General features: G+C 72.3%; 30 protein-coding genes. 17 read left to right on the top strand and 13 right to left on the bottom strand.

Features of this window, described 5'->3' with window-relative positions; all coding sequences use genetic code 11:
* Positions 1 to 53: 53 nt before the first annotated feature.
* Positions 54 to 455 (bottom strand): hypothetical protein, encoded by a 402-nt coding sequence (locus tag ACN27C_RS25670; protein ID WP_120570096.1) that lies wholly within the window; start codon positions 453 to 455, stop codon positions 54 to 56.
* 216 nt (positions 456 to 671) lie between these two features.
* On the opposite strand from ACN27C_RS25670, the gene ACN27C_RS25665 reads away from it, so the two are divergent.
* Positions 672 to 1076, top strand: coding sequence for a hypothetical protein (locus tag ACN27C_RS25665; RefSeq protein ID WP_422748650.1), 405 nt, complete (start codon positions 672 to 674; stop codon positions 1074 to 1076).
* A gap of 9 nt (positions 1077 to 1085) precedes the next feature.
* Here ACN27C_RS25665 and ACN27C_RS25660 read toward each other — a convergent pair whose 3' ends face one another.
* Together ACN27C_RS25660 and ACN27C_RS25655 are read right to left on the bottom strand one after the other, a co-directional pair.
* The gene (locus tag ACN27C_RS25660) at positions 1086 to 1781 is read right to left on the bottom strand and encodes a DUF6069 family protein (RefSeq protein WP_422748648.1); all 696 of its coding nucleotides are present in this window, start codon (positions 1779 to 1781) and stop codon (positions 1086 to 1088) included.
* Positions 1781 to 2779: an RNA polymerase subunit sigma-70 gene (locus tag ACN27C_RS25655; protein ID WP_357793337.1), complete on the bottom strand. Its 999-nt coding sequence runs from the start codon at positions 2777 to 2779 to the stop codon at positions 1781 to 1783. Before ACN27C_RS25655 ends, ACN27C_RS25660 begins: the two co-directional genes overlap by 1 nt.
* Before the next feature lie 121 nt (positions 2780 to 2900).
* On the opposite strand from ACN27C_RS25655, the gene ACN27C_RS25650 reads away from it, so the two are divergent.
* A complete protein-coding gene (locus ACN27C_RS25650) occupies positions 2901 to 3320 on the top strand; it encodes a hypothetical protein (RefSeq protein WP_162959102.1) in 420 nt (139 codons plus the stop codon).
* A 7-nt stretch (positions 3321 to 3327) separates the two neighbouring features.
* Here ACN27C_RS25650 and ACN27C_RS25645 read toward each other — a convergent pair whose 3' ends face one another.
* From ACN27C_RS25645 to ACN27C_RS25635, 3 genes are read right to left on the bottom strand one after another with little or no spacing between them, the layout of a single operon-like run.
* The gene (locus ACN27C_RS25645) at positions 3328 to 3663 is read right to left on the bottom strand and encodes a YnfA family protein (RefSeq protein ID WP_252453798.1); all 336 of its coding nucleotides are present in this window, start codon (positions 3661 to 3663) and stop codon (positions 3328 to 3330) included.
* Positions 3664 to 3666: 3 nt separating this feature from the next.
* Positions 3667 to 4089 carry a MerR family transcriptional regulator gene (locus ACN27C_RS25640; RefSeq protein WP_422748645.1) on the bottom strand — a complete coding sequence of 141 codons (423 nt, stop codon included), beginning with the start codon at positions 4087 to 4089 and terminating at the stop codon, positions 3667 to 3669.
* Positions 4089 to 4418 (bottom strand): hypothetical protein, encoded by a 330-nt coding sequence (locus tag ACN27C_RS25635; RefSeq protein ID WP_120570089.1) that lies wholly within the window; start codon positions 4416 to 4418, stop codon positions 4089 to 4091. The genes ACN27C_RS25640 and ACN27C_RS25635 overlap by 1 nt, the downstream gene beginning before the upstream one ends.
* Before the next feature lie 297 nt (positions 4419 to 4715).
* Between ACN27C_RS25635 and ACN27C_RS25630 the strand changes: the two genes are divergently transcribed.
* Entirely contained in the window at positions 4716 to 4898 is a 183-nt protein-coding gene (locus ACN27C_RS25630) for a hypothetical protein (protein WP_422748643.1), read from the top strand.
* Between the two features lie 9 nt (positions 4899 to 4907).
* Here ACN27C_RS25630 and ACN27C_RS25625 read toward each other — a convergent pair whose 3' ends face one another.
* Positions 4908 to 5267: a hypothetical protein gene (locus ACN27C_RS25625; RefSeq protein WP_422748641.1), complete on the bottom strand. Its 360-nt coding sequence runs from the start codon at positions 5265 to 5267 to the stop codon at positions 4908 to 4910.
* 129 nt (positions 5268 to 5396) lie between these two features.
* Between ACN27C_RS25625 and ACN27C_RS25620 the strand changes: the two genes are divergently transcribed.
* Both ACN27C_RS25620 and ACN27C_RS25615 read left to right on the top strand, forming a co-directional pair.
* Entirely contained in the window at positions 5397 to 6137 is a 741-nt protein-coding gene (locus ACN27C_RS25620; protein WP_121685083.1) for a neutral zinc metallopeptidase, read from the top strand.
* A gap of 115 nt (positions 6138 to 6252) precedes the next feature.
* Positions 6253 to 6891, top strand: coding sequence for an HAD family hydrolase (locus ACN27C_RS25615; protein WP_120570086.1), 639 nt, complete (start codon positions 6253 to 6255; stop codon positions 6889 to 6891).
* 42 nt (positions 6892 to 6933) lie between these two features.
* On the opposite strand, the gene ACN27C_RS25610 is transcribed toward ACN27C_RS25615, so the two are convergent.
* The 4 genes from ACN27C_RS25610 to ACN27C_RS25595 form a co-directional block, all read right to left on the bottom strand.
* Entirely contained in the window at positions 6934 to 9483 is a 2550-nt protein-coding gene (locus ACN27C_RS25610; protein ID WP_422748638.1) for an ABC transporter permease, read from the bottom strand.
* Complete coding sequence (locus tag ACN27C_RS25605) at positions 9483 to 10247, bottom strand: ABC transporter ATP-binding protein (RefSeq protein ID WP_121685085.1); 765 nt, start codon at positions 10245 to 10247, stop codon at positions 9483 to 9485. Before ACN27C_RS25605 ends, ACN27C_RS25610 begins: the two co-directional genes overlap by 1 nt.
* 260 nt (positions 10248 to 10507) lie before the next feature.
* Positions 10508 to 11191: a response regulator gene (locus tag ACN27C_RS25600; protein ID WP_120570083.1), complete on the bottom strand. Its 684-nt coding sequence runs from the start codon at positions 11189 to 11191 to the stop codon at positions 10508 to 10510.
* A gap of 1151 nt (positions 11192 to 12342) precedes the next feature.
* Positions 12343 to 13260 (bottom strand): RecB family exonuclease, encoded by a 918-nt coding sequence (locus ACN27C_RS25595; RefSeq protein WP_422748635.1) that lies wholly within the window; start codon positions 13258 to 13260, stop codon positions 12343 to 12345.
* A gap of 215 nt (positions 13261 to 13475) precedes the next feature.
* On the opposite strand from ACN27C_RS25595, the gene ACN27C_RS25590 reads away from it, so the two are divergent.
* The 3 genes from ACN27C_RS25590 (at position 13476) to ACN27C_RS25580 (ending at position 16223) form a co-directional block, all read left to right on the top strand.
* On the top strand, positions 13476 to 14534 hold the full coding sequence (locus ACN27C_RS25590; protein WP_121685619.1) for a M50 family metallopeptidase: 1059 nt from the start codon (positions 13476 to 13478) through the stop codon (positions 14532 to 14534).
* Positions 14531 to 15475, top strand: a complete 945-nt coding sequence (locus tag ACN27C_RS25585) for a tRNA (adenine-N1)-methyltransferase (RefSeq protein ID WP_120570081.1) — start codon at positions 14531 to 14533, stop codon at positions 15473 to 15475. The genes ACN27C_RS25590 and ACN27C_RS25585 overlap by 4 nt, the downstream gene beginning before the upstream one ends.
* 175 nt (positions 15476 to 15650) lie before the next feature.
* Positions 15651 to 16223, top strand: a complete 573-nt coding sequence (locus tag ACN27C_RS25580; protein WP_120570080.1) for a hypothetical protein — start codon at positions 15651 to 15653, stop codon at positions 16221 to 16223.
* A gap of 55 nt (positions 16224 to 16278) precedes the next feature.
* On the opposite strand, the gene ACN27C_RS25575 is transcribed toward ACN27C_RS25580, so the two are convergent.
* Complete coding sequence (locus tag ACN27C_RS25575) at positions 16279 to 16572, bottom strand: ferredoxin (RefSeq protein ID WP_013286103.1); 294 nt, start codon at positions 16570 to 16572, stop codon at positions 16279 to 16281.
* A gap of 177 nt (positions 16573 to 16749) precedes the next feature.
* Here ACN27C_RS25575 and arc point away from each other — a divergent pair, with 177 nt between their 5' ends.
* From arc to ACN27C_RS25535, 8 genes are all read left to right on the top strand, one after another.
* Positions 16750 to 18531: a proteasome ATPase gene (arc, locus tag ACN27C_RS25570; protein WP_091428079.1), complete on the top strand. Its 1782-nt coding sequence runs from the start codon at positions 16750 to 16752 to the stop codon at positions 18529 to 18531.
* 165 nt (positions 18532 to 18696) lie between these two features.
* Positions 18697 to 20214, top strand: a complete 1518-nt coding sequence (gene dop / locus ACN27C_RS25565) for a depupylase/deamidase Dop (protein WP_121685617.1) — start codon at positions 18697 to 18699, stop codon at positions 20212 to 20214.
* 107 nt (positions 20215 to 20321) lie between these two features.
* A complete protein-coding gene (locus ACN27C_RS25560) occupies positions 20322 to 20528 on the top strand; it encodes a ubiquitin-like protein Pup (RefSeq protein ID WP_013286106.1) in 207 nt (68 codons plus the stop codon).
* Positions 20506 to 20787 carry an endonuclease domain-containing protein gene (locus ACN27C_RS25555; RefSeq protein WP_358176021.1) on the top strand — a complete coding sequence of 94 codons (282 nt, stop codon included), beginning with the start codon at positions 20506 to 20508 and terminating at the stop codon, positions 20785 to 20787. Before ACN27C_RS25560 ends, ACN27C_RS25555 begins: the two co-directional genes overlap by 23 nt.
* On the top strand, positions 20706 to 21545 hold the full coding sequence (gene prcB / locus ACN27C_RS25550) for a proteasome subunit beta (protein WP_199733259.1): 840 nt from the start codon (positions 20706 to 20708) through the stop codon (positions 21543 to 21545). Before ACN27C_RS25555 ends, prcB begins: the two co-directional genes overlap by 82 nt.
* 54 nt (positions 21546 to 21599) lie before the next feature.
* A complete protein-coding gene (gene prcA / locus ACN27C_RS25545; protein WP_358194548.1) occupies positions 21600 to 22433 on the top strand; it encodes a proteasome subunit alpha in 834 nt (277 codons plus the stop codon).
* A gap of 147 nt (positions 22434 to 22580) precedes the next feature.
* Positions 22581 to 23939, top strand: a complete 1359-nt coding sequence (gene pafA / locus ACN27C_RS25540) for a Pup--protein ligase (RefSeq protein ID WP_013286109.1) — start codon at positions 22581 to 22583, stop codon at positions 23937 to 23939.
* Positions 23940 to 23998: 59 nt separating this feature from the next.
* On the top strand, positions 23999 to 24217 hold the full coding sequence (locus tag ACN27C_RS25535; RefSeq protein ID WP_121685620.1) for a hypothetical protein: 219 nt from the start codon (positions 23999 to 24001) through the stop codon (positions 24215 to 24217).
* A gap of 12 nt (positions 24218 to 24229) precedes the next feature.
* Here ACN27C_RS25535 and ACN27C_RS25530 read toward each other — a convergent pair whose 3' ends face one another.
* Positions 24230 to 25174 (bottom strand): hypothetical protein, encoded by a 945-nt coding sequence (locus ACN27C_RS25530; protein ID WP_422748629.1) that lies wholly within the window; start codon positions 25172 to 25174, stop codon positions 24230 to 24232.
* Between the two features lie 235 nt (positions 25175 to 25409).
* Between ACN27C_RS25530 and ACN27C_RS25525 the strand changes: the two genes are divergently transcribed.
* On the top strand, positions 25410 to 25958 hold the full coding sequence (locus ACN27C_RS25525) for a carboxymuconolactone decarboxylase family protein (protein ID WP_358194564.1): 549 nt from the start codon (positions 25410 to 25412) through the stop codon (positions 25956 to 25958).

Genomic DNA, 25958 nt, shown 5'->3' with positions numbered 1-25958 from the left:
GAGCACGGGGCGCCCGCCGCGACGGCGGACGCCCCGAAGCGTCGACGCGTCGGTCAGCCGATCAGCGTCACCGAGTAGTCATACGTCGTCCCGGTCACCGAGTACGTCGCGGTCTGCCCGTTCTCGCAGTACGACACGAAGCTGCTCGGGGTCCGTTGCGCCCCGGCCACCGCGTCGACCACCGGGCGGACGTCGGACCCGACCGGCAGGGCGGTGGTGGTGAGGTCGATCGTCCGCGACTGGTTGATCGGGTAGGTGTCGGTGTTCGCCGTCTCCAGACCGTTGCTCGCCTGAACACTGAAGGACATCACGAAGGCGGCGTTGTTCACCACGGCGATGCGCTGCACGCAGGGTTCGGCCTGCGCGCTGGCCGCGGAGGCCCCAGCCAGTGCCGACGCACCGGCGGCGAGCGTCCCGACGAGTGCGGCTCCGACGAGCCTGGCGCGGAAGGTCATGGTGTCACCTCTCGGTCGTACGTGACGCCGGGCGCCGACTGGCGGCGCCCGGCGTGTGGTCCGTATCGAAGTGCCCGAGTGTTTTGGATCGAACCCTGTGGATCGCATCATTTTGTGGCGGGCTCACGACTGCGGGTCGGTCCGCCGGCTTGCCCGGTGCCAGACTGAGGGATCGATTTCGATGGCGTGCGAGCGTCCCGGCGCGAGGAGTCCGAAGTGGTGAACTCCGCCCTTTCCGCTGTCGTCCACGCGGTCGGAGCCGGCCCGACACCGTTGGCGGACTCGGCTCTCGACCCCGGCGCGGCATACTACACCTTCGTCGTCCTGTCCGGTATGTGCTTCGCGCCCATTGTCATGTCCGGGCTCGGGTTTCTCTGCGCTGCGGGCATCGGGCTCAGCCGCCGGATCGGTACGGCTGCCGCGATCGTGATCGTCCTGTTCTACGTGTTGTCGCTGCTCGGCAGTGCCTTCACCTGGCCCGAACTGGAACACCAGGGAAAGCCGGGTGAGACGCTGTGGCTGATCGTGATCGGCTGCGGCGGCTTCGTGGTGCTGCCGTGGCTCGTCGCGTTCGGCGGCACCAAGGTGGCCCTCCGCCGCCGCAAAGCCACGGCCGAGTAGCCGTCAGGCTCATCCCGGAGAGCTTGCCCGCAGGCTCCGCGTCAGGGCGGGGATCATCACCGCCGCCGCGACCAGGTGCAACCCGACCAGGGCGACGACGGTCGTCGCGGCCGCCCCGGCCAGGAACGGCGGCACCATCGACAGCGCGGTCAGCGCCACCGCCGTCCACGCGAACCGCCGCGCTGGACGCGCGCTGAACCGCAGCAGTACGGCGGCGACGACGACGCCCACGAGCGAGAAGAACCCGGTCACCACGGCGAACCCGCCCAGCGGGATGGTCTCGCCGCCGCCGTCGGGGATCTCGAAGTCCACACCGGCGGCCCGGGCCAGAGCGGCCGCGAGCGTGGTGACCACCATCGCGGCGAGCGTGGAGACCAGGCCGGTGACGGCGAGCCGCCGGAAGCCGCGCGGGCGGCCCACTGCGACGGCGGTGTCGGTGCTGCTGATCATGTCGTTCCTCCGGGCGTCGAGGTGAGGGGTGAGGATCCGCACCGTCGCGGTACGACGGCCGGGGTTGCGCAGCGCGCGTACGCCGGTGCCGCGCAGCCAGAAACCGGCGTCGCGGCCGAGGACCGGCCCGGGAGTGCCGTCGCGCAGCTCCAGCTGCACCCGTCCGCGGGTGACCACGCCGTACGCGTGGTGCCACCGGGCCGCGACCACCGGAACGCGCGCGCCGCCGGGCAGGGCGAGCGTCCGCGTGGGCACTACGGCGTGGGGTCGGCCGGGAGGCGGTCCGGCAGCCCGAGGCGCGGGAACTGGTCGGCGTGGAAGGTGACGATCTCGGTGATCGCCCCGCCGGTGATGCGCAGGGCGTCGACGGTGAGCGGCAGGTACGCGCCGTCGCGCTCCTGCCAGAGGTAGAACGCGACGGCGGGCTGCCGGTTCACGGCGGTGGGCACGGCCCGCAGGCTGCCCAGGCTCTCGAATCCGTCCGCCACCCAGTCGTTCACCACCGCGTCGCGGCCGATCTGCAGGCCCGGGGTGGGCGGCATCGAGCAGCGCACGTCGTCGCGCAGCATCGCGGCGAGACCGTCGACGTCCTTGGCGATGCTGGCGTCGGTGAAGCGGCGTACCAGCTCGCGGGTCCGGCTGTCCGTCTCGTCGCCGGTCCAGTCCTGCCGCTGCGCCGGCAGGTGTTCCCGCATGCCCGCGCGGGCCCGCTGCAACGCGCTGTTGACCGAGTTGACCGAGTCGCCGAGCAGCTCCGCGACCTCCTTGGCCGGCCAGCCGAGCACGTCGCGCAGGATCAGCACGGCCCGCGGGCGCGGCGCGAGGTGCTGCACAGCGACCAGGTACGCCAGCTCGATCGTCTCCCGCGCCACAGCGACCGTCTCCGGCTCGTCCGCGCCGGCGGCGGGCAGCTCGTCGAGCAGCCGGTCCGGGTAGGGCTGGAGCCATCGCACCTCGCCGCCGGTCGCCGGCTCCGGGCGGCACCTGGCGAGCAGGTCCAGGCAGGCGTTGGTGGCGATCCGGTACAGCCAGGCCCGGAACGTGGACCGCCCGGCGAAGGTCTCGCGCCGCCTCCAGGCCCGCAGGAACGTCTCCTGGACGGTGTCCTCGGCGTCCTCGAACGACCCGAGCATCCGGTAGCAGTGCACGTGCAGCTCCCGCCGGTGCCGCTGCGCCAGCCCGGTGAACGCCGGCTCGTCCATCTCGCCCAGACCGCTCACGCCCAGCTCCTGCAGCCGCGTGTCCGTACCCATGAGGTCATCCTTCCGCGTCGTCGTGTGTCGTCGTAGGTGTGACGGGTACGGGCGCGGAAACTCATCACGAGCGCCGGCCGTCGCGGTCCCGGACGTGACCCGCGGGACTACCGTGAGCGCCGTGCTGATCTCGATCGACCGCGACTCCGTGTGCATGGGCGACGACGTCGCTTCCCACCGCGTGACCCTCGACGTGGACCCCGACCGCACCCTCGGGTCGCTTCTGGCGCAGGCCCTGCGCGAATACCGCCTGGCCTCCGTCGGAGGTGAGGTCTCCTGGATCGCCGAGGTGAGCTACGGCGGTTACCGGCGGGACGAGCACGGCGTCGTGCACGCACCGGTTAGCCACGGACTCGCGCTCCTGCACGTGCCGTATCCGGACGGTGAGACGACGATCATCCCGTTGAGCAACCACTTCCTCGCGATGCCGCTGCGGGAGATGGCGGGGCGGGCCGGTGGGGGCGCGGTGACGTTGGACTTCCGCTATCTCAGCGAGGGAGCCCGCTGGCGTCCGGAGGAGTTCGTCGCCCGGTACGCCTGACGGCGCGTCAGCTCGTGCGCGGGGCGTACATGATGACCGCGACGCCGACCAGGCAGATGGCCGCGCCGACCAGGTCGTAGCGGTCGGGCCGGAACTTGTCGACCACCATGCCCCAGGCGAGCGACCCGGCGACGAACACGCCGCCGTAGGCGGCGAGGATGCGGCCGAAGTTCGGGTCCGGCTGGAACGTGGCCACGAACCCGTAGGCGCCGAGCGCGATCACCCCGGCGGCGATCCAGAGCAGCCCGCGGTTCTCCCGCCAGCCCTGCCACACCAGCCAGGCGCCGCCGATCTCGGCGAGCGCGGCGAGCAGGAACAGCAGGATGGACCGGACGACAGTCATGCGTCAGACCGTAGCCGGGCCGTGGTCCGGATCGGCGAAGGGCAGCGGGCAGCGGGAGCTGCCGGCGCAGGTGATCAGGTCGTCGCAGCCGGCCGAGATCGCCTCGCGCAGCGTGTCGCGGACGGTGGTGAGGTCCGCGAGCCGTCGCTCCACCTCGGCGAGCTTGTCGTGGGCCCGGGTCCGCAGGCCGGCGTCGTGCGGCCCGGCCGCCAGCAGGCCGGCGACCTCGGCGAGGGTGAAGCCGAGACGTTGCGCGGCCTTCACCACCCGCAGCAGGGTGACCGTCTCGGCCGGGTAGAGCCGATGCCCGCCGGGCGACCGCCGGGGCGCGGCCAGCAGCCCGCGCCGTTCGTAGTAGCGCAGCGTCTGCACGTTGACCCCGGCCGCGTCGGCGACCTGGCCGCTGCGCAGCTCCGGCTCGCCCATCACCGGCCCCGCGCGGCCGTCGCCCGCAGGGCAAGGGCATCGAGTACGACGACACGGGCGCCCGGGACGCGGATGTCGAGCCTCAGCGTGCCGCCGTCCGGGCGGGCGAGGTCGAACGTGAAGAAGGAACAGCAGGCCGACTCGCGGGCGATCAGGTCGCGGGCGGCCGGTTCGGCGGCGTCGTCGAGGTGCAGCCGCAGGTGCCGGGCGGTCGGCCGGTCGACGCCGCGCAGCGCGTCGCGGAACAGCGTGTCGAACTCGGCCAGCCGCAGCGGCCGGTCGGTGGTCGGCAGCGTGCAGGTGTCGGGCACCCAGGAGTCGTCGGTCACGCCTCGACGGTAAGCCCGTACCCCGGTACCGGATGCAAGTCCGGCACCGGAACGAAGCACACGCGGAATGGTCGCGCCATGCGGACACCCGGATGCCGCTGGCGACGCCCGGACGTGATCACCGGCCGCGACCTGCGGCGACGTCGGGAATACGGCTGTGCTCGGCGGCCCGGCGGGCTACCGTCACCGGAGTACGGGCCGGCGTGGGTCAGGCGCGCCGCGTCCACGCCCGCGCCGTCGGAGTTGACGTGGCGGAAACGCCCGCGGACGAGCATGGGTACGACGAAAGGGGCGGACATGACCGACGAGGTGACGTCGCAGGTCCCGCCGGAACCGGCTCCCGTGCTGACCACCACGCCCGCCGGCACGGGCCCGGTCGGACCGCCGAGCAGCCTGGACCTGTGGGCGCGCGCCCAGATGCTGCACCGCTGCTTCGGCGACGACGACGGCGAGCCGCACATCATGCGCGGCCTGGACTGACCGCGCCGGTCAGCGCACCGCCACACCGGCCCGCGCCAGCGGCTCCCACCACGACGCGAGGTCGGAAACAGGCTCGGCGCGCGTCATGTACTCCGCCAGCCGCCGCCGTTGCTCCGCGCTCGGCGCCGGTGAGACCGTGGCGCCCTCGCCGACCAGCGCGTACCGGCGGCCGTCGACGGTGAGCAGCATCGTGCCGAAGATCGTTCCCCGGGCCTCGACCCGGCCGGCGAGGGCGGCGAACACCTCCGCGCCGTGCCTGTCGCAGGCGCGCAGCCGGCCCTCGTCCAGCGTCAGCAGCACCGGTACGCAGCGCATGCCGTTCCAGAGGCTGCGTCGCCAGTAGACGATTCCCGCGTACGGCGGCTCCACGACGCCGACCGTACCGCTCCCGTGGCCGGTGAACGTTTCCCGGCGGCGGTACGTGAGAGCCGGTGAGTATCACCGGAGCCTGCCGGGGGTACTGCTGCGGGACACGGGTGCGACAGCCGGGAGGTCACGGTGGGGGACAGGGCGGGACGTCAGGGGCGCGGGCCGATCGCCGGGCTGGTGGTGGCCGCGCTGGTGGCGGCCGGCTGCATGGCCGGCGGTTACGACCAGGGCGAGCCGCAGCAGCCCGCACCCCCGCGTAGCGCGCAGCCCGAGTCGCAGACCACCCGCGCGGACGGCACGACGAGCGTCGCCGAGTTCAAGCAGGACATCCAGGACGCGGTCCGGCTGGCCGAACGCTACTGGGCGGAGCAGTTCCGCGCCTCCGGTCAGCGGTTCACCCCGATCCGGCGGGTGGTGCCCTACAGCCGCGAGGGCGAGGTGGCCTGCGCCGGGCAGGGGCTGCCGCGCAACAACGCGGTGTACTGCTCGGCCGGCGACTTCATCGCCTACGACGTGAACTGGTCGGTGGCGGCGTTCCGGCAGATCGGCGACGCGTTCCTGTTCTACCTGCTCGGCCACGAGTACGCCCACGGCATGCAGGTGCGGCTGGGCATCCGCTACAACTTCACCATCCAGCAGGAGTTGCAGGCCGACTGCATGGCCGGGGCGTACCTCGGGGACAGCGTGCGTTCCGGGGCGCTGGAGCTGGCCGACGGTGACCTGGAGGAGTTCCGGGAAGGGCTGCTCGCGGTCGGCGACGACCCCGACCAGCCGTGGTTCGCCGAGGGTTCGCACGGCACCGCCGAGCAGCGCAGCGACTCGTTCTTCCGCGGCTACGAGAAGTCGCTCGGCGCCTGCGGCCTCCGGTGATGCCGCGGGTCACCCCGATCGGGGACGGTGGCGGGCGCACCGGGCGCGGCTGGCAGGATCGGCGGGGTACGCGTACCGAAGGAGGCCCCCGCTGAGCAGCCCACACCCCGCCGCCGTGCTCTTCGACATGGACGGCACCCTGGTCGACAGCGAGAAACTGTGGGACGTCGCGTTGCAGGAACTGGCCGCCGTGTACGGCGGTGTCCTGTCCGACGACGCCCGCCGCGAGATCGTCGGCACCGGCATGGCCGACGCGATGCGGATCGTGCACGACGACCTGGGCCAGCCGGAGCGGGACGTGCAGGCCAGCGCCGACTGGATCAGCGCCCGGATCCTGGAGCTGTTCCGCACCGGGCTGCAGTGGCGTCCGGGCGCGCTGGCGCTGCTGCGCGCGGTACGCGACGCCGGCATCCCCACCGCGCTGGTCACCTCGAGCGGCCGGTCCCTGGTCGAGGTGGCGCTGGACACGCTGGGCCGGGACAGCTTCGACGCGGTGGTGTGCGGTGACGAGGTGGACGCGGCCAAGCCGCACCCCGAGCCGTACCTGACCGCCGCGCGGCTGCTGGGAGTGCCGGTCGAGCGGTGCGTGGCGATCGAGGACTCACCGACCGGCGTGGCGAGCGCGCTCGCCGCCGGGGCGGCGGTGCTGGCCGTACCGGCGGAGGTGCCGCTGGCGCCCGCCGACGGCGTACACCAGGTGGAGAGCCTGACCGGGGCGGACCTGGAGCTGCTCGCGGCGCTGCTCAACCGGTAGCGGAAAGGGCCCCTCCCGTCGGGAGGGGCCCTTTCCGCCGTGTCAGTCGTGGGCGATGGCGCCCAGGACGTTGATCCGCGCGGCGCGGATCGCCGGCAGCACCGCGGCGACCACACCGATGACCGCGGCCAGGATCAGGAACGTCACCATCTGACCCCAGGGCAGGATCAGGTCGGTGATGCCCTCGTCCTTGAGCGCCTCGACCACCGCCGCGCCGAGACCGGTGCCGACCACCACGCCGAGCAGCGCGCCGAAGATGGAGATCACCACCGCCTCGACCGTGATCATGCGCATGGTCTGGGCGCGGCGCAGGCCGATCGCCCGCAGCAGGCCCAGCTCCCGGGTCCGCTCCAGCACCGACAGCGCGAGCGTGTTGATGATGCCCAGCACCGCGATGACGATGGCCAGCGCCAGCAGGATCTGGATCATCTGGAGCAGGGAGTCCAGCTGCCCGGTCTGCTGCTCGATGAACGCGGCCCGGTCGGCCACCGACACCTCGGGACTGTCCGCCAGCAGCTGCTCGACCTGCGGCTGCACGGTGCCCACCGACGTGCCGGGGGCGAGCTGGAGGAAGCCCTGGATCGGCTGCGGGATGGCGAAGTCCGCCGTGGCCTGCGGCGGCAGCGTCACCGGGTTGGTCAGCTGCGAGCTCTCGTAGATGCCGCTGACCGTGTAGGTGCGGGCCTCACCGCGGGACAGCTGCACCGGCACCGTCGAACCGACGGCGAGGTTGCGTGCCTTCGCGGTGTCGGAGCTGACCAGCATCTGGTCCGGCGCCAGTCTGCTGATGTCACCGGCGGTGGCCTTCGCCCCGAAGATCTGCTGGAGCGCGGCCACGTTGCTCGACGCGGCAACCCAGGTCCGCTCGCCGCCGACCACCGCCATGTCGCCGTACTCGCCGCTGACCATCCGCACGCCCGGGATCGCGGCGGCCTTCTCCAGGACCGCCGGGTCGAAGCTCGCCGGGCGCGGGCCGGTCGTAGACCCGGAGATCACCAGCTCCGCCTTGATGTTGTCCTCCGCCAGCTTGCCGATGCTGCCCTTGGCCGAGTCCAGGATCACCGTCACGCCGGTGACCAGGGCGATGCCCACCATCAGCGCGGCCGCGGTGATCGCCGTGCGACGCGGGTTGCGGCCCGAGTTGAGCCGGCCCAGCTTGCCCGGCACCGACCAGGAGAACATCGCGCCGAGCAGCGCGACCACCGGCCGGCTGATCACCGGCGTCAGCAGCGCCACGCCGATGAACGCGAACAGCACGCCGCCGAGGATGGTCGCCAGGGTGCTGTCGCCGGCGTGCCCGCCGAGACCCAGGAACAGCAGCACCGCGCCGATGCCGGTGATCACCGCACCGCCGATGGTGACCTTGGTGAGCGGCCGGTCCGGCGTGGCGACGTCCTGCATCGCGGCGATCGGCGGGATGCGCGAGGCCCGCAGCGCCGGCAGCAGCGCGGCGATCACCGTGATCAGCATGCCGACCGCGAACGCGCCGATCACCGCCGAGGCCGGCACGCCCAGCCCGGCCAGGGTCAGACCCCCGGCGAGCTGACCGAACAGGTACGCCAGCAGCGCGCCCACGCCGATGCCGGCGGCGAGCCCCAGCACCGAGGCGATCAGGCCGACCGCGAGCGCCTCCAGCACCACCGAGCCGATGACCTGCTTGCCGCTGGCCCCGATCGCCCGCATCAGGGCCAGCTCACGGGTGCGCTGGGCCACGATGATCGAGAACGTGTTGAGGATCAGGAACGTGCCGACCAGCAACGCCACCGCGGCGAACCCGAGGAGGATCTTGTTGAAGAACGACAGCCCTTCCTTGAGGCCGGCCGAGGCGTCGGCGGCGAGCTGCTCGCCGGTCTTGACCTGGTAGTCGGAGCCGAGCGTGCGGGCCACCTCGTCGCGCAGCGCCTCCGGCGTGGTGCCGGCGGCGGCCTGGACGCTGACGTTGCTGAACACGTCCGGCTTGCCCAGCATCAGCTGCTGCGCCACCGGGGTGGTGAAGTAGACCTCGTTGGCGCCACCGATCGAGTCCCGGCCGCCGCTGTAGCCGAACACGCCGACGAGCGTGAACTCCTTCTTCGGGGCGAGGGTCAGCACGCCGACCCGGTCGCCGACCTTGACCTTGCCCGCCTCGGCCAGCGCGGTGTTGATCACGATCTCGTCGTCGGCCTGCGGCGCGCGGCCCTCGCGGATCTCCACCAGGTCGCTCTCACCGAGCCAGTTCTGGCCCAGCTGCGGCGGGCCGAAGGAGGTGACCACCTTGCCGTTGCTGCCGATCATGCGGGCGCCGTCGGCGGCCACCACGCCCTTGGCGTCGGCGACGCCGGGCACCGCCTTGATCCGGTCGAGCACCGACGCCGGCATCGGGGTGCTCAGCGGCATGCCCTCCGCGGTGGAGACGTCGATCTTCGGCTTCGCCTCGACGCTGACGTCGACCTCGGCGTACGCGTCGGCGAAGACCGCGTCGAAGGACCGCCCGAGCGTGTCGGTGAGCACGAACGCGCCGGAGACGAACATGACGCCGAGCACCACCGCCAGGCCGGACAGCAGCAGGCGCAGCTTGCGCGCCAGCAGGCTCTTGAGCGTTGCCCGCAGCATCAGTTGCCCACCTCGACCGGGGCGTCCAGCTTCTTCATCGTGTCCAGCACCGTCTCGGCGGTCGGCTCGATCAGCTCCGAGACGATCTGCCCGTCGGCGAGGAACACCACGCGGTCGGCGTACGCGGCGGCGGTCGGGTCGTGCGTGACCATCACGATGGTCTGGCCGTGCTCGCGGACCGAGTTGCGCAGGAACTTCAGCACCTCGGCGCCGGAGCGGGAGTCCAGGTTGCCGGTCGGCTCGTCCGCGAAGATCACCTCGGGGCGGGCGACGAGCGCCCGGGCGCACGCCACGCGCTGCTGCTGGCCGCCGGAGAGCTGCGCCGGGCGGTGCCCGAGCCGCTCCCGCAGGCCGACCGTGTCGATCACCGTGTCGTACCAGGCCGGGTCGGGCTTGCGCCCGGCGATCGACAGGGGCAGCAGGATGTTCTCCTGCGCGGTGAGCGTGGGCAGCAGGTTGAACTGCTGGAAGATGAAGCCCACCTTGTCGCGGCGCAGCTTCGTCAGGCCGGAGTCGTTGAGCCCGGTCACTGTGGTGTCGCCGATCATGACCGTGCCCTTGGTCACCGTGTCCAGACCGGCGAGGCAGTGCATCAGCGTGGACTTGCCCGAGCCGGACGGCCCCATGATCGCGGTGAACCGGCCGCGTTCGAACTCGGCGCTCACCCCCCGCAGCGCGACGACCTGCGCCTCGCCGCTGCCGTACACCTTCCACACGTCGTTCGCCCGGGCCGCGGCCTGCTGTCGGCCTACCGTCGCGGTCACGTCATCTACCTCTTCCGTCTGTCGTTCTCATGCCGCACCGCCCCCGCTGGTCGGTGCGGCGGAATCCATCCTCGAGGTCGGGAGCCCGAAAACCCTCCGACCTGGGGTGGAATCCGTGCCGATCTTCCGGTGAGGGTCGACCCCCATCCGGGCTCAGGGTGACCCCTGACCGGCAGGCGACGCCGACGTCAGGGCCTCACCTGGCGTGATGGTCAACACATCAGCCCCGCCGCTGGTCACGGTAGGTGACCCGCGCCACCTCAGCCGCCGGGACGGACCAGGCCCGTCTCGTACGCCAGCACGACCGCCTGCACCCGGTCGCGCAACCGTAGCTTCGTGAGCACGTGCCCGACATGGGTTTTCACGGTGGTCTCGCTGACCGACAGCACCCGGGCGATCTCCGCGTTGGACAGTCCGCGCGCCATGTGGGTGAGCACCTCACGCTCCCGGTCGGTCAGCGGTTCCAGCGCCCGCGCCGGCGCGACGGCCGGGTCCGGCAGCACCTGGGCGAACCGGTCCAGCAGCCGGCGCAGGACGCGCGGGGACATCACCGCGCCCCCGGCGGCCACCGTGCGGATCGCGGCCACGAGGTCCTCGGCCGGCACGTCCTTGGTCAGGAAGCCGCCCGCCCCGGCCCGCAGCGCCCCGACGACGTGCTCGTCCTGCGCGAACGTGGTGAGCACGAGCACGCGTACCGGCAGCCGGGCCGACACGATCGCCCGGGTGGCGGCCACCCCGTCCAGGCGCGGCATCCGGATGTCCATCAGCACCACGTCGGGCAGCAGTCGCCGGGACAGCTCCACCGCCTCCGCGCCGTCGCCGGCCTCACCCACCACGTCGAGGTCGTCCTCCGCGCCGAGCACCATCCGGAATCCGGTACGCAGCAGCGGCTGGTCGTCGGCGAGCAGGACCCGCACCGGCCGGGACACGGCGCCCTCGGTCATGCGTCCCCCTCGTCGTCCGGGCGGCGGTCCGGCCGGGCATCAGCGCACGCCCACGCCCACCCGGCGTGAACCGGGCCGCGGTAACCACCGTAGAGGGCGTCGCCCGCGCGGTCGCCGATCAGGCCGCCCCGATCCCGCAGGTTGGCCGGGCTCCGCGCGCCCGGCCCGCGCGGGATAGTGGGCGGTCTGTGTGCCGGGCCCGCGCGGGCTCGTGGGCGGTTTGTGTGCCGGGCTCGGGCGGGCTCGTGGGTGGTGTGCGGGCTCGCGCGGGATCGTGGGTGGTGTGCGGGCTCGCGCGGGATCGTGGGTGGTGTGCGGGCTCGCGCGGGATCGTGGGCGGTCTCTGTGCGGGCTCGCGCGGGATCGCCGGTCCCCACGGTGGCCCGGCATCGCATTCGTCCGCGGGGTGACCCGGCGCCCGGCTCGCCCCGCGGTGACCCGGTGCCGGACTCGCCCGGTTCGGGGAGCGCCGCGCTCCGCTCGGCGAGCCCGTCGCCGATGGTGGGGCACGCCGGCACCCATGATCGACTCCACTTCGCCGAGGTGGCTGCATCCCACCCCCGTCGACCCCGCCACCTCCCCGAGGTGGCGCGTCCCGCCCCGTCGACCCCGCTACCTCCCGGAGGTGGCGTGTCCCGGCCCCGTCGACTCCGCTACCTCCCGGAGGTGGCGTGTCCCGCCCTCGTCGACCCCAATACCTCTCGGAGGTGGCGTGTCCCGGCCCCGTCGACTCCGCTACCTCCCCGAGGTGGCCGCATCCCATCTCCGTCGATCCAAGCCACCCCGGCGAAGTGCCGCGCGTGCTCGGGGAGGTTGCGGCATCGCGCACCGCCCGATCCCGCCACCTCCCCGAGGTGGCGCGTCCCGCCCTCGTCGACTCGCCACTTGGGTGAAGTGGCCGGGGTGCCCGGTCGCCACCGATGGTGATCCGCGCCTGCTCGGGAAGGTTGCGGCATCACGCACCGCCCGACCCCGCCACCTCCCCGAAGTGGCCCGCATGCCCCACGGGGCGGGAAGCGGGCGGTCAGGTGGGGGTGGTTACCCAGCGGGATCGCGGGCGCTCTTGTGTGCTGGCCCTGCGCGGGATCGCCCGCTGATACGGGGCCGTCCGGCCAGGCGTCAGCCCGGGCACCCGCCGGCAGGAGCGGAGGTCACTCGTCGGCGCCGGGCGCTACCGGGCGGGAGCGGGCGTCCACCAGCGGGTCGGGTGCGGCGGCGGGCGTCGGGAACGGTGGCGGCGTCCCGCCGTAGCTCGGACACAGCGCCTGGTGGTTGCACCAGTCGCACAGGCGGCTCGGCCGGGGACGGAAGTCCTGCCGGGCGGTGGCCTGCTCGATCGCCCGCCACAGCGCCACCACGGTGCGCTCGAAGCGCACCAGTTCGTCGGCGTCCGGCGCGTAGTCGCAGACCTCGGCGTCCTTGAGGTAGAGCAGCCGCAGCACCCGCGGCACCACGCCCCGGGTTCGCCACAGCACCAGGGCGTAGAACTTGAGCTGGAACAGCGCCCGCGCCTCGAACGCCTCCCGCGGCGCCCCGCCGGTCTTGTAGTCGACCACCCGCAGCGCGCCGTCCGGCGCCACGTCGAGCCGGTCGAGGTAGCCCCGGATGAGCAGCTCGTCGTCGACCACCGCGGAGATCAGCGCCTCGCGCTCGGCCGGCTCCAGCCGGCGCGGGTCCTCCACCGCGAAGTAGCCGTCCAGCAGCGCCGTCGCCGACCGGAGGAACTCCTGCGGCCCGACGGCGTCGCCGTCGGCGAACAGCGTGGCCAGCTCCGGCTCCTCGGTGACCAGCCGGTCCCACTGCGGGGCGACCAGGTCACCGGCCGATTCCGGGGTGCGCGCGGGGGCCGGCAGGTCGAACAGCCGCTCCAGCACCGCGTGCACGAGCGTGCCCCGGGCCTGCTCGACGGTCGGCCGCTCGGGCAGCCGGTCGATGCTGCGGAACCGGTAGAGCAGCGGGCAGGTCTTGAAGTCGGCCGCCCGCGACGGCGACAACGAGGCCCGCACGGTGACCGGCGCCGGTGCCGCCGTCTGGCCGCCGTGACTGTCGATCATCGGTTCCGCCGTCATGCCCGGAAGGTTAGGGCACGCGTGTGACAGGACCGGCGTCGCCGCACCGGAGCATGATCCGCAACCGCGGCGCCCCCAGTCGTCCACGGCTGCGGGGCTCGCCGAAGCTCAGCTCACGTAGCATCGGGCCGGTGCAGCAGCGGAGCCGAGGACCCCGCCGGCCGGGGCTCAGCCTCGGCCGGGTCCTCGGGGTGCCGCTGCGCGTCGACGCCTCGATGCTGCTGCTCACCGTCGTGGTCACAGTGCTGTACGCGGCACTGGCCCGCCGCCAGCTCGACCTCGGCCCGCTCGGCGGCTACCTGGTCGGCCTCGGCTTCGTGATCTCGCTGCTCGGCTCCGTGCTGCTGCACGAGCTGGGGCACGCGCTGACCGCCCGCCGGTACGGCATCGGTGTGCGGGGGATCACCCTGGAACTGCTCGGCGGCTACACCGAGATGGACCGCGACGCCCCCAGCCCTCGGGTCGAGCTGCTGATCTCCCTGGCCGGCCCGGCCGTCTCCGCGGTGCTCGGCGCCGGCGCGGTCGCCGCCACCCTCGCCCTGCCCGCCGGCACGCTCGGCCACCAGCTCGCCTTCCAGCTCGCGGTGAGCAACGTGGTGGTGGCGATCTTCAACAGCCTGCCCGGCCTGCCGCTGGACGGCGGACGGGCGCTGCGCGCCGCTGTGTGGGCGCTCACCCGCGACCGGCACCGCGGCACCGAGGTGGCCGGCTGGGTGGGCCGGGCCGTCGCGCTGGGCACGCTGGTGCTGGTCGTGGTGCTCACCATGCGCCGGGCGCTGGCACCCCTGGCCCTGCCACTGCTGCTGCTCGTCGCGCTGACGCTGTGGCGCGGCGCCGGCCAGTCGATCCGGCTGGCGCGCATCGGCCGCCGGCTGCACCTGGTCGACCTGGCCAGGCTGGCCCGTACGGTGCTGCCGGTGCCCACCGGCACGCCGCTGGCCGAGGCCCAGCGCCGCCGCGACGAGGCGGGCACCCCCGAGGCGGCACTCGGCGTGGTCGACTCGGCCGGCCGTACCGTCGCCCTGGTCGACCCGGCCCGCGTCGCCGCCGTACCCCCGGAACGGAGGCCGTGGGTCGCGGTGGACGAGGTGGCCCGCGACCTGTCCGCCGTGCCGGCCCTGCCGCTCGGCGCGGACGGCGAGCGCGTGCTGGAGACCGTGCGCACCCACCCGGGCGCGCAGTACGTCGTGACGGCAGGCGAAGATGTGGTCGGCGTGCTGCACATCGCGGATCTCGCCCAGCTCCTGGAACCCGAACGGAAGACGAACACGTGACCGCAGAGATCTCCACCGTCCCGGCGTTGCCCCCGGTCCATCGCGGGCCGTTCCGGCCGGGCGACCGGGTCCAGCTGACCGACCCGAAGGGCCGGATGCACACCGTGACGCTGGAGCCGGGCAAGGAGTTCCACACCCACCGCGGGATCCTCAAGCACGACACCCTGATCGGCCTGCCCGACGGCAGCGTGGTCACCACCGCCGGCGGCGGCACCGCGTTCCTGGCGCTGCGGCCGCTGCTGTCGGACTACGTGCTGTCCATGCCGCGCGGCGCCCAGGTGATCTACCCGAAGGACTCGGCGCAGATCGTCGCAATGGGCGACGTCTTCCCCGGCGCCAAGGTGCTGGAGGCCGGCGCCGGGTCCGGCGCGTTGTCCTGCTCGCTGCTGCGGGCCGTCGGCACCGAGGGCGAGCTGCACTCGTTCGAGCTGCGCGACGACTTCGCCCAGATCGCCCGCCGCAACGTCGAGGCGTTCTTCAACGGCCCGCACCCGGCCTGGCGGCTGCACGTCGGCGACGTCGCCGACTGCACCGAGACCGGTTTCGACCGGATCATCCTCGACATGCTCACCCCTTGGGAGATGCTCGACATGGTCGAGCGGGCGCTCGTGCCCGGCGGCGTGCTGATCGGCTACGTGGCCACCACCCCGCAGCTGTCCGAGCTGGTCGAGGCGCTGCGCGAGCGCGGCGGCTGGACCGAGCCGCGCGCCTGGGAGTCGCTGGTGCGCGACTGGCACGCCGAAGGGCTCGCGGTGCGCCCGGACCACCGGATGATCGCCCACACCGCGTTCCTGGTCTCCGCCCGCAAGCTCGCCCCCGGGGTCACCGCGCCGCCGCGCCGGCGCAAGCCCAGCAAGGGCGCCGAGGCGTACGCGCAGCGCCGCGACGCCCTGCGCGCCGCCGCGGCCGCCCGCGCGGCGGAGGAGCCGGAGCAGTCCTGACCCCCGCCGCGCGGACGCGCGCGCACGGGCGGATCATGTGTGCCGGTGGGGACGACACCTGAGCGGGTGGAGACGGTGGCATGAGCGAGCGGATCGGGGCGCGCGTCGGGCGGCGCGCCCGTGCCGGTGACCGAAACCGATGGTGGCGCCGCGGCGCGGGTCGGCGGGAGGCGGCGTGAGCAACCCCGGCTACGGCAACGGCGACCTGCCCGCCGTCTTCCCGGACTGGTCGCCCTACACCGACCTGGAGTCGGCCGCCCGGGCGTACCTGCGCGACCCGGACATCGCGCTGGAGGCGCTCGACGGCGTGCTGCGCGGCGCGTCCGTGCTCGGCTTCACGCTGGAGCGCTTCGTCAACGAGGTGAACGGGGTGTGGCAGGAGGTCGTCGTCTGCGACGGCAGCCGGCTGGTGCTCTGGCACGGCGAGGACGTGCCGCCGGGGGAGGGGCCGCCCGGCGCGATGACCTCGTCGCTGCGGGTGGTGCCGCTGTCCACCGTCACCGAGGTCGGCTGCCGGCGGCGGCTCATGCGCGCCGACAACGGCACCGTACGGGTCGACAGCATCGACGTGTACCTGCTGCTCAGCTCACTCGACGAGGCGCCGCCCAGCGACGAGGCGGTCGGCGCGCCCCGGCACGACGCGCTGCGCTTCGGCAAGACCCTCGACGACGGCGGGGCGGGGCAGATCGCCCGGCTGGAGGAGTTCGCCCGGCTGGTCGCCTCGGTGGTCGGCCGGCCCCTGCTCTGAGGCGGACGCACGACGGGCCGGGGACCTGTCCCCGGCCCGTCGTGTCCGTCTCCGCTCAGTCCTCGGCCTCCGGGCCGGCCACCTCGACGCCGTCGCTGCCGCGCACGACGTGGATGCACTCGCCCGGGCACTCCTTCGCCGAGTCGATCACCTCGAGGCGCAGGTGCTCCGGCACGTCCACCCGGGCGCCGGGGGCCTGCCGCAGCTCGCCGTCCGGGCCCTTGACGTACGCCAGGCCGTCGACGTCGAACTCGAAGACCTCCGGCGCGTACTGCACGCAGAGCCCGTCACCGGTGCAGAGGTCCTGATCCACCCAGACCTGCAACTGGTCGGTCGCGACGTCGGTCACGAAGCACCCCCCATGTTCTCCCGTCCCACACTCCGACGGTACCCGAACGCCCGTACCCGCCCCGCGACCAGCCCTTCGCGATCAAGCTTCGGTGACGAGCGCGTTGCTGTGGACCGAATCGGGCTCATAGCGGCTAGTGTTAGGTCAGAACGTTCAAGCCCCCCGGGGAGGTGGGACGTGGCACGCAGCGACGACGCGGACTCGCGCGCCGCACGGTGGGAAAAGGAAGCCCACGATCTCTCCACGCAGGTCGCGTTCCTGCAAGAGGAACTCGCTCTGGTGCGGCGCAAGTTGACCGAAAGCCCCCGACACGTCCGGCAGCTCGAAGAGCGGCTGGCGGCCACCCAGGCACAGTTGGCGCGGCTGACCGAGAACAACGAACGGCTCGTGAGCACCCTCAAGGAGGCTCGCGCGCAGATCGTGACGCTCAAGGAGGAGATCGACCGTCTCGCCCAGCCGCCGAGTGGCTACGGCGTCTTCCTGGCCAAGCACGACGACGGCACGGTGGACGTGTTCACCGGCGGGCGCAAGCTCCGGGTGGCCGTCTCGCCCTCGCTGGAGGTCGACGAGCTGCGCCGTGGCCAGGAGGTCCTGCTCAACGACGCGCTCAACATCGTCGACGCGTTCGGCTACGAGCGGGTCGGCGAGGTGGTGATGCTCAAGGAGATCCTGGCGGGCCCGGAGGGCGCTCCGGGTGACCGGGCGCTCGTGGTCTCGCACTCCGACGAGGAGCGCATCGTGCACCTCGCCGAGACCCTGATCGGCAGCGCGATCCGGGCCGGCGACTCGCTCATGATCGAGCCCCGCTCGGCGTACGCGTACGAGCGGATCCCGAAGAGCGAGGTCGAGGAGCTGGTCCTGGAGGAGGTGCCCGACGTCAACTACGAGGACATCGGTGGCCTCCAGGCACAGATCGAGCAGATCCGCGACGCGGTGGAGCTGCCGTTCCTGCACTCCGACCTGTTCCGCGAGCACCAGCTCCGGCCGCCGAAGGGCATCCTGCTCTACGGCCCGCCCGGCTGCGGCAAGACGCTGATCGCCAAGGCGGTGGCGAACTCGCTGGCCAAGAAGATCGCCGAGCGGGAGGGGAAGGATCGCCACACCAGCTTCTTCCTCAACATCAAGGGCCCCGAGCTGCTCAACAAGTACGTCGGCGAGACCGAGCGGCACATCCGGCTGATCTTCCAGCGGGCGCGGGAGAAGGCCGGCGAGGGCACCCCGGTGATCGTGTTCTTCGACGAGATGGACTCGGTGTTCCGCACCCGCGGTTCCGGCGTCTCCTCCGACGTGGAGAACACCATCGTCCCGCAGCTGCTCAGCGAGATCGACGGCGTCGAGGGCCTGGAGAACGTCATCGTCATCGGCGCCTCCAACCGGGAAGACATGATCGACCCGGCGATCCTGCGCCCCGGCCGGCTCGACGTGAAGATCAAGATCGAGCGGCCGGACGCCGAGGCGGCGAAGGACATCTTCTCCAAGTACATCCTCGCCGGCCTGCCGCTGCACGCCGACGACCTGGCCGAACACGGCGGCGACGCCCAGGCCACCGTCGCGGCGATGATCGACGCGGTGGTCCTGCGGATGTACTCCGAGACCGAGGAGAACCGCTTCCTCGAGGTCACCTACGCCAACGGCGACAAGGAAGTCCTCTACTTCAAGGACTTCAACTCCGGCGCGATGATCCAGAACATCGTGGACCGGGGCAAGAAGATGGCCATCAAGGAGTTCCTCACCTCCGGGCGCAAGGGGCTGCGGCTCCAGCACCTGCTCGACGCCTGCGTCGACGAGTTCCGCGAGAACGAGGACCTGCCCAACACCACCAACCCCGACGACTGGGCCCGCATCTCCGGCAAGAAGGGCGAGCGGATCGTCTACATCCGCACGCTCGTCTCCGGCGGCAAGGGCGCCGAGGCCGGACGGTCCATCGAGACCGCCAGCAACACCGGCCAGTACCTGTAGTCCGGTCCCTCGACGAAGGCCCGTGGCGTACGCGCCACGGGCCTTCGCGCGTATCCGGGAGGGCCGCCACACCGGACCGGCGCTGCCGCCACGCCCCCTCGGCGCGTCACGCCGACTACGCTCGACGTGACGGGGACCGGGACGGCGAGCGGAGCGGGCAGGTCGATGAGCGTTAGACGGATCATGGGCACCGAGGTCGAGTACGGCATCTCCGTGCCCGGTCAGGCCGGAGCCAACCCGATGGTCACCTCCTCCCAGGTGGTCAACGCCTACGGGGCACGGCCGGAACTCAACCGGGGCGGCCGGGCCCGCTGGGACTACGAGGAGGAGTCGCCACTGCGCGACGCCCGCGGGTTCACCTACTCCGGCGCCGCGTACGACCCGGCCGAGGCGCTCGCCGACGAGGACCTCGGGCTCGCCAACGTCATACTCACCAACGGCGCCCGCCTCTACGTCGACCACGCCCACCCGGAGTACTCGACGCCCGAGGTGACGAACCCGCTGGACGTGGTGCGGTGGGACAAGGCGGGGGAGCGGGTGATGGCCGAGGCGGCCCGGCGGGCCGCGACCATCCCGGGCACCCACCCGATCCACCTGTACAAGAACAACACCGACAACAAGGGCGCAAGCTACGGCGCGCACGAGAACTACCTGATGCGCCGGCAGACGCCGTTCGCCGACATCGTGGCGTACCTGACGCCGTTCTTCGTCACCCGGCAGATCGTCTGCGGCGCCGGGCGGGTCGGCATCGGCCAGGACGGCGGCCAGAGCGGTTTCCAGATCTCCCAGCGGGCCGACTTCTTCGAGGTCGAGGTGGGACTGGAGACGACGCTCAAGCGGCCCATCATCAACACCCGCGACGAGCCGCACGCCGACGCCGACAAGTACCGCCGGCTGCACGTCATCATCGGAGACGCCAACCTCTCCGAGATCTCCACGTTCCTCAAGGTCGGCACCACCTCGCTGATCCTCGCCATGATCGAGGAGAAGGCGCTCGGCGCGGACCTGGGCATCGCCGACCCGGTGGCCGAGCTGCGCGCGGTCAGCCACGACCCGTCGCTCAAGCACCTGATGCGGATGCGCGACGGCCGCAAGCTGACCGCGCTGGACGTGCAGTGGGCGTACCTGGAGCGGGTCGGCTCCTTCGTGGACGACCGCTACGGCAAGGACGTGGACGCGCAGACCGCCGACGTGCTGCGCCGCTGGGAGAGCGTGCTGGACCGGCTCGGCCGGGACGCGTTCGAGTGCGCCGACGAGCTGGACTGGGTGGCCAAGCTGCGGCTGCTGGAGGGCTACCGGGAGCGGGAGAAGCTGGCCTGGGGCTCGCACAAGCTGCAACTGGTCGACCTCCAGTACTCCGACGTGCGGCCGGAGAAGGGCCTCTACCACCGCCTGGTGCAGCGCGGCTCGATGAAGACGCTGCTCACCGACGAGCAGACCCGCACCGCGATGACCGAGCCGCCGGAGGACACCCGCGCGTACTTCCGGGGCCGTTGCCTGGACCGGTACGCCTCCGAGGTTGTCGCCGCGAGCTGGGACTCGGTCATCTTCGACGTGGGCCGGGAGTCGCTGGTCCGGGTGCCGATGATGGAGCCCGAGCGGGGCACCCGCGCGCACGTCGGCGAGCTGTTCGACCGCTGCGAGAGCGCCAAGGATCTGCTGGAGACGCTCACCGCCGGGTGACCCCGATGCCGGAAGGCCCGCCGGGTGCCGGAAACGGGCACGCGACGGGCCTTTCGTCGCTCCCGCGAGGTAAGTTGATCGCAGGCGATCGTGGAGGAGGCACCACCATGGCGACGCAAGAGGGTGGGCAGACCCAGTCCGGCAAGTCCCGCGAGGAGGTCGAGGAGGTCACCGCGGAGGCCAACCCCGAGGTGGCTGAGCGGCACGCCGAGATCACCGAGGACGTGGACGACCTGCTCGACGAGATCGACTCCGTCCTGGAGGAGAACGCCGAGGAGTTCGTCCGGGGGTATGTACAAAAGGGCGGCCAGTAAGGCATATGTCCGTTTCGCCCATCAGGGCGAAGGGCAGGCCGTCAACCGCCGGCACCACGATGATCGCACCGGACGGGTGCGCGGGATAATCTGCTTCAACTGCAACGGTGGTCTTGGCCGGTCCCGGGACACTCCCGTGGGGCCGGCCGGGGCGATCACGTACCTGAGAGGAACCACGTGGCAGCGGGTTTTGATCCATCCGGGCGTCTTCCAGATGTGTTCACCAACGCGGGGACGTCCTCCTTCACAGCGTTCCTGAGCAAGGTGGCCCCCGAGATGCTGCCCGGCCGGCGGCCGCTGCCGCCCGGCATGGCCGCCGACATGGCGCCGCACGCGACCACGATCGTGGCCATCTCGGCCGCCGGTGGCGTGGTCATGGCCGGCGACCGGCGCGCCACGATGGGCAACCTGATCGCCCAGCGCGACATCGAGAAGGTGCACCCGGCCGACGCGTACTCGCTCGTCGGCATCGCGGGCACCGCCGGCATCGGCATCGAGCTGATGCGACTGTTCCAGGTGGAGCTGGAGCACTACGAGAAGATCGAGGGCGCGATGCTCTCGCTCGACGGCAAGGCCAACCGGCTGGCCTCGATGATCCGCGGCAACCTGGGCGCGGCCATGCAGGGCCTCGCCGTGATCCCGCTGTTCGCCGGCTTCGACCTGGCCGCGAGCGACCCGGCGCGGGCCGGGCGGATCTTCAGCTTCGACGTGACCGGCGGCCCGTACGAGGAGACCGGCTACGACGCCATCGGTTCCGGTTCGCTGTTCGCCAAGTCCGCGCTGAAGAAGCGGTTCCGGACCGGCCTGTCGGTCGAGGACGCGACGCGGCTCGCGGTCGAGGCGCTCTACGACGCGGCGGACGACGACACCGCCACCGGCGGCCCCGACCTGACCCGGCGGATCTACCCGGTCGTGATGACCGCCACCGCCGAGGGCACCCACCGGCTCACCGACGCCGAGACGGCGGCGATCGCGGAGAGCGTGGTGTCCGGCCGGATGGAGAACCCCGGCGGCTGAGGCCGCTCCCACCGTCCACCGAGTCAGCAGTCCCGCAGAAGGAGAACCGCCGCCGTGGCCATGCAGTTCTACGCCTCGCCCGAGCAGATCATGCGCGACCGCTCCGAGCTGGCCCGCAAGGGCATCGCCCGGGGCCGCAGCGCGGTGGTCCTGAGCTACGCGGGCGGGGTGCTCTTCGTCGCCGAGAACCTGTCCAGCACGCTGCACAAGGTCAGCGAGATCTACGACCGGATCGGCTTCGCCGCTGTCGGCCGGTACAACGAGTTCGAGAACCTGCGCCGCGCGGGCGTGCGGATGGCCGACCTCAACGGCCTCAGCTACGACCGGCGGGACGTGAACGGCCTGGCGCTGGCCAACGCGTACGCGCAGACGCTCGGCGCGATCTTCACGGAGCAGTCGAAGCCGTTCGAGGTGGAGATCTGCGTGGCCGAGGTGGGTGCCGCGCCCGAGGACGACTCCCTCTACCGGGTGACCTACGACGGCTCGGTGAACGACGAGCCGGGCCGGATGGCGATGGGCGGCCAGGCCGAGGCGATCAGCGGGGTGCTGAAGAACGAGCACCGGCCGGAGATGTCGCTGTCGGAGGCGGTCCGCGCCGCCATGAAGGCGCTGAGCAGCGTCGGCGGCGAGGGCGGGGCGGCGCGCACCATCGCCGCGAACCAGCTGGAGGTGGCGGTCCTGGACCGGCGCCGGGTGGGGCGTACGTTCCGGCGGGTGACCGGTGCGGCGCTGACCGCGCTGCTGGAGGGCGACGCCGAGGCCGACACCGCGCCCGCGCCGGGCCGGGCGAAGACGCCGGCCGTGCCGACGGAGGAGGCGAAGAAGCCGACCACGTCGGCGGGTTCGGCCGATCTGGAGGGCAACGCGGAGGACAAGCCCGCCGAGTGACGCGCGTTCACGGACCCCGCCGCCTCGCCGAGGTGGCGGGGTCTTTCGCGTACGGATGCCGCCACCTCGCCGATGTGCGCGGGGGAGATCGCAAGCGACGAGCGTCGGCGCTGCCCATCGGAGGCTCCGGGCGGCTAGTGTCTCATCATGGAGCGGCGAATCTTCGGCCTCGAAACCGAGTACGGCGTCACCTGCACCTATCGCGGGCAACGCCGACTGTCCCCCGACGAGGTCGCGCGGTACCTGTTCCGGCGGGTGGTGTCGTGGGGCCGGTCGAGCAACGTGTTCCTGCGCAACGGCGCCCGCCTCTATCTGGACGTGGGATCGCACCCGGAGTACGCGACTCCGGAGTGCGACTCGGTGACCGACCTGGTGGCACACGACCGGGCCGGTGAGCGGATCCTGGAGGGGCTGCTCGTCGACGCCGAGAAGCGGCTGCACGACGAGGGCATCGCGGGCGAGATCTACCTGTTCAAGAACAACACCGACTCGGCCGGCAACTCGTACGGCTGCCACGAGAACTACCTGGTGTCCCGGCACGGCGAGTTCGGCCGGCTCGCCGACGTGCTCATCCCGTTCCTGGTCACCCGGCAGTTGATCTGCGGCGCGGGCAAGGTGCTGCAGACGCCGCGCGGCGCGGTCTACTGCCTGTCCCAGCGGGCCGAGCACATCTGGGAGGGCGTCTCATCGGCGACCACCCGCAGCCGGCCGATCATCAACACCCGGGACGAGCCGCACGCGGACGCCGAGCGCTACCGCCGGCTGCACGTGATCGTCGGCGACTCGAACATGAACGAGGTCACCACGCTGCTGAAGGTCGGCACCGCCGACATCGTGCTGCGGATGATCGAGGCCGGTGTGGTGATGCGCGACCTGACGCTGGAGAACCCGATCCGGGCCATCCGCGAGGTGTCGCACGACATCACCGGCCGGCGCAAGGTGCGGCTGGCCTCCGGCAAGGAGGTCTCGGCGCTGGAGATCCAGCAGGAATACCTGGCCAAGGCGACGGAGTTCGTGGAGCGCCGGGGCGGCGACCAGACCGCGAAGCGGGTGGTCGACCTGTGGGGCCGGGTGTTGCGCGCGGTCGAGACCGGCGACCTGGACCCGGTGGCCCGCGAGATCGACTGGGTCACGAAGCTGAAGCTGATCGAGCGTTACCAGCGCAAGCACGACCTGCCGCTGTCGCACCCGCGGGTGGCGCAGATGGACCTGGCCTACCACGACCTGCGGCGCGGGCGCGGCCTGTACGGGCTGCTGGAGCGCCGCCGCGAGGTGGACCGGGTGGCCACCGACCCGGAGATCTTCGAGGCGAAGGAGACGCCGCCGCAGACGACGCGGGCGCGGCTGCGCGGCGAGTTCATCCGGCACGCCCAGGAGAAGCGGCGTGACTTCACCGTGGACTGGGTGCACCTGAAGCTGAACGACCAGGCGCAGCGCACGGTGCTGTGCAAGGACCCGTTCCGGGCCTACGACGAGCGGGTGGAACGGCTGATCGCCAGCATGTGATCGTGCGGGCGGCCGGTGCCCGGCACCGGCCGCCCGTCCACGGGTACGCTGGCGTCGCGATGAACACTTCCGAATCCGCCGGTGGGTCCGGCCGCGAGACGTCCTCGGGTCGTGACGGCACCGAGAAGCTCAACTGGATCGACCGCCGGCGGGAGAAGATCCGCGCCGAGATCGAACGCAACAGGCGCGGCGACTACACGGTGCCGACCTGGGTGCTGGCCGCGGCGCTGGTGCTGATCGTGGGCGCCTGGCTGGCGTTGATCCTGTTCCTCGGCTGAGTTCCGGGTGCGTCAGTTGTACGGCATCCGGGGGAACCAGCCGAAGCCGAACAGCGCCGGCACCCGCACGTCCCAATAGACGACCGTGAAGACGCCGAGCGCGACGAGCAGCGCTCCGGTGACCACGGCGGCGCGGCGGGGGTCGGCCATCCACGCGAGGAAGCGTCCCCGGCTGATCGCCACCGCGACGGCGAAGACGACTGTGACGAGCACGATGTTGCCCAGCGACTGGAGCGTGAACGCCAGCGCTCCGTAGAGCGGGTTGCCGGTGTCGACGGCCCAGTGGAACAGCTTGTTGAACATCGGGTAGGGCCGGCCGACGAGGAACCCGCCGACGAGCGCGCCGATCGTCACCACCCGGGCGACGGGCCGGTTCGCGAAGACGTCCGGCACCAGCTTGAGCGCGGCGAGCCCGAGGTAGATCAGGGCGAGCCCGATGACGCCGAAGACGACCGACGACTGGATGAGGCGTACCGGGACGCCACCGACCACGTCGGTGGACAGCTGGGGCAGCCGGTCGCCGGCCAGCACGCCGATGATGCCGTAGCCGGCCGAGACGGCGACCATGCCGAGGGCCAGCCAGCCGACCGGGCGCAGCAGGGCACGCAGCGCCGGCCAGGTGCCGCCGGCGGGGTCGGCGCCGGAGACCTGGCTCATCGGCCCGACCGAGGCCGCGACGGCGATGTTGCAGGCGGTGAAGGTGCCGGCGAAGCCGGAGACGAACGCGAAGAGCAGCCCGGCGGCGGTGCCGGTGATGGCGGTCTCCTTGGCGTCGTGGCCCAGCACGGTGTTCGCGACGTTGTCGCCGATGACCTTGTCGACCAGCTCGAACGACCACAGGACGGCCAGCAGCACGCCGGCTGCCGCGCTGACCAGGGCGAGTCGGAGCCGGTGCCGGGGGCGGTATGGGGAGATCCCGGCGTCGGGGGTCGCGTCCGGGAACTGTCGCAGTGTCATGAGGGGCCTCCTGAACGGCGGCCGCACGCGTTCCCCGGGCAGCCGGGAACGACGCCTGTCAGTGGGGAGTGGTGGGGCCGGAGTCGAGTACCCGGCCAGTATGAGGAGACCGGGCAGGGCCCTGGTTCTTCCATCATGCTGACCTGTCCGCGACGTCTTCTCCGTCGCCGGCGGCGACGGCACTCTGGACGGCGAGGCCGCCGGCGTCGCCGGCACGGACAGGGAGCGTGACGTCATCGCACACATCGATCTCGGGCTGGACGAGAAGGCACATCCGGGCATCCAGGGACCGCTGCGGTTCCGGCCGGAGACGGCGAAGCCGCTGGGCGAGCTGGCGGAGGTGCTGCTGCGCGCGCCGCATCCCACGTTGACGCCGGGCGAGCGGGAGCTGATCGCGGCGTACGTGTCCGGGCTCAACGACTGCGACTTCTGCTGCTCGTCGCACGCGGCGTTCGCCGCCGCGCAGTTGCCCGCCGGGATGCCGCTGGTCGACCAGGTCCGCGCGGACGTCGGCACCGCCCCGGTCGACGGCAGGCTGCGGGCACTTCTGCACATCGCCGCCGCGGTGCGCCGCAGCGGCCGGGAGGTCACCACCGGACTGGTCGAGGCGGCCCGCGCGGAGGGCGCCACCGACCTGGAGATCCACGACACGGTACTGATCGCCGCCGCGTTCTGCATGTTCAACCGCTACGTCGACGGGCTGGGCACGTGGGCGCCGCGGGATCCCGAGGCGTACGCGCGAGCCGCCGACCACCTCGTCGCGAACGGTTACCTGGCGATCTGA

The sequence above is a fragment of the Micromonospora sp. WMMD1219 genome (genome assembly GCF_049315215.1).
GTDB lineage: Bacteria > Actinomycetota > Actinomycetes > Mycobacteriales > Micromonosporaceae > Micromonospora > Micromonospora tulbaghiae.
The sequence above is the reverse complement of the archived record's forward strand: the minus strand, read 5'-3'. Positions and strand labels throughout refer to the sequence as shown.

What these genes read in the sequence shown, in the direction of transcription:
- ACN27C_RS25590 (WP_121685619.1), top strand. Translation starts at nt 13,476, where the DNA reads ATGCTGCTGCTCACCGTCGTGGTCACAGTGCTGTACGCGGCACTGGCC.
- ACN27C_RS25560 (WP_013286106.1), top strand. Translation starts at nt 20,322, where the DNA reads ATGGCGACGCAAGAGGGTGGGCAGACCCAGTCCGGCAAGTCCCGCGAG.
- ACN27C_RS25645 (WP_252453798.1), bottom strand. Translation starts at nt 3,663, where the DNA reads ATGACTGTCGTCCGGTCCATCCTGCTGTTCCTGCTCGCCGCGCTCGCC.
- ACN27C_RS25670 (WP_120570096.1), bottom strand. Translation starts at nt 455, where the DNA reads ATGACCTTCCGCGCCAGGCTCGTCGGAGCCGCACTCGTCGGGACGCTC.
- ACN27C_RS25640 (WP_422748645.1), bottom strand. Translation starts at nt 4,089, where the DNA reads ATGGGCGAGCCGGAGCTGCGCAGCGGCCAGGTCGCCGACGCGGCCGGG.
- dop (WP_121685617.1), top strand. Translation starts at nt 18,697, where the DNA reads ATGAGCGTTAGACGGATCATGGGCACCGAGGTCGAGTACGGCATCTCC.
- ACN27C_RS25535 (WP_121685620.1), top strand. Translation starts at nt 23,999, where the DNA reads ATGAACACTTCCGAATCCGCCGGTGGGTCCGGCCGCGAGACGTCCTCG.
- ACN27C_RS25555 (WP_358176021.1), top strand. Translation starts at nt 20,506, where the DNA reads ATGTACAAAAGGGCGGCCAGTAAGGCATATGTCCGTTTCGCCCATCAG.
- ACN27C_RS25630 (WP_422748643.1), top strand. Translation starts at nt 4,716, where the DNA reads ATGACCGACGAGGTGACGTCGCAGGTCCCGCCGGAACCGGCTCCCGTG.
- ACN27C_RS25530 (WP_422748629.1), bottom strand. Translation starts at nt 25,174, where the DNA reads ATGACACTGCGACAGTTCCCGGACGCGACCCCCGACGCCGGGATCTCC.
- pafA (WP_013286109.1), top strand. Translation starts at nt 22,581, where the DNA reads ATGGAGCGGCGAATCTTCGGCCTCGAAACCGAGTACGGCGTCACCTGC.
- ACN27C_RS25610 (WP_422748638.1), bottom strand. Translation starts at nt 9,483, where the DNA reads ATGCTGCGGGCAACGCTCAAGAGCCTGCTGGCGCGCAAGCTGCGCCTG.
- ACN27C_RS25595 (WP_422748635.1), bottom strand. Translation starts at nt 13,260, where the DNA reads ATGACGGCGGAACCGATGATCGACAGTCACGGCGGCCAGACGGCGGCA.
- ACN27C_RS25600 (WP_120570083.1), bottom strand. Translation starts at nt 11,191, where the DNA reads ATGACCGAGGGCGCCGTGTCCCGGCCGGTGCGGGTCCTGCTCGCCGAC.
- ACN27C_RS25655 (WP_357793337.1), bottom strand. Translation starts at nt 2,779, where the DNA reads ATGGGTACGGACACGCGGCTGCAGGAGCTGGGCGTGAGCGGTCTGGGC.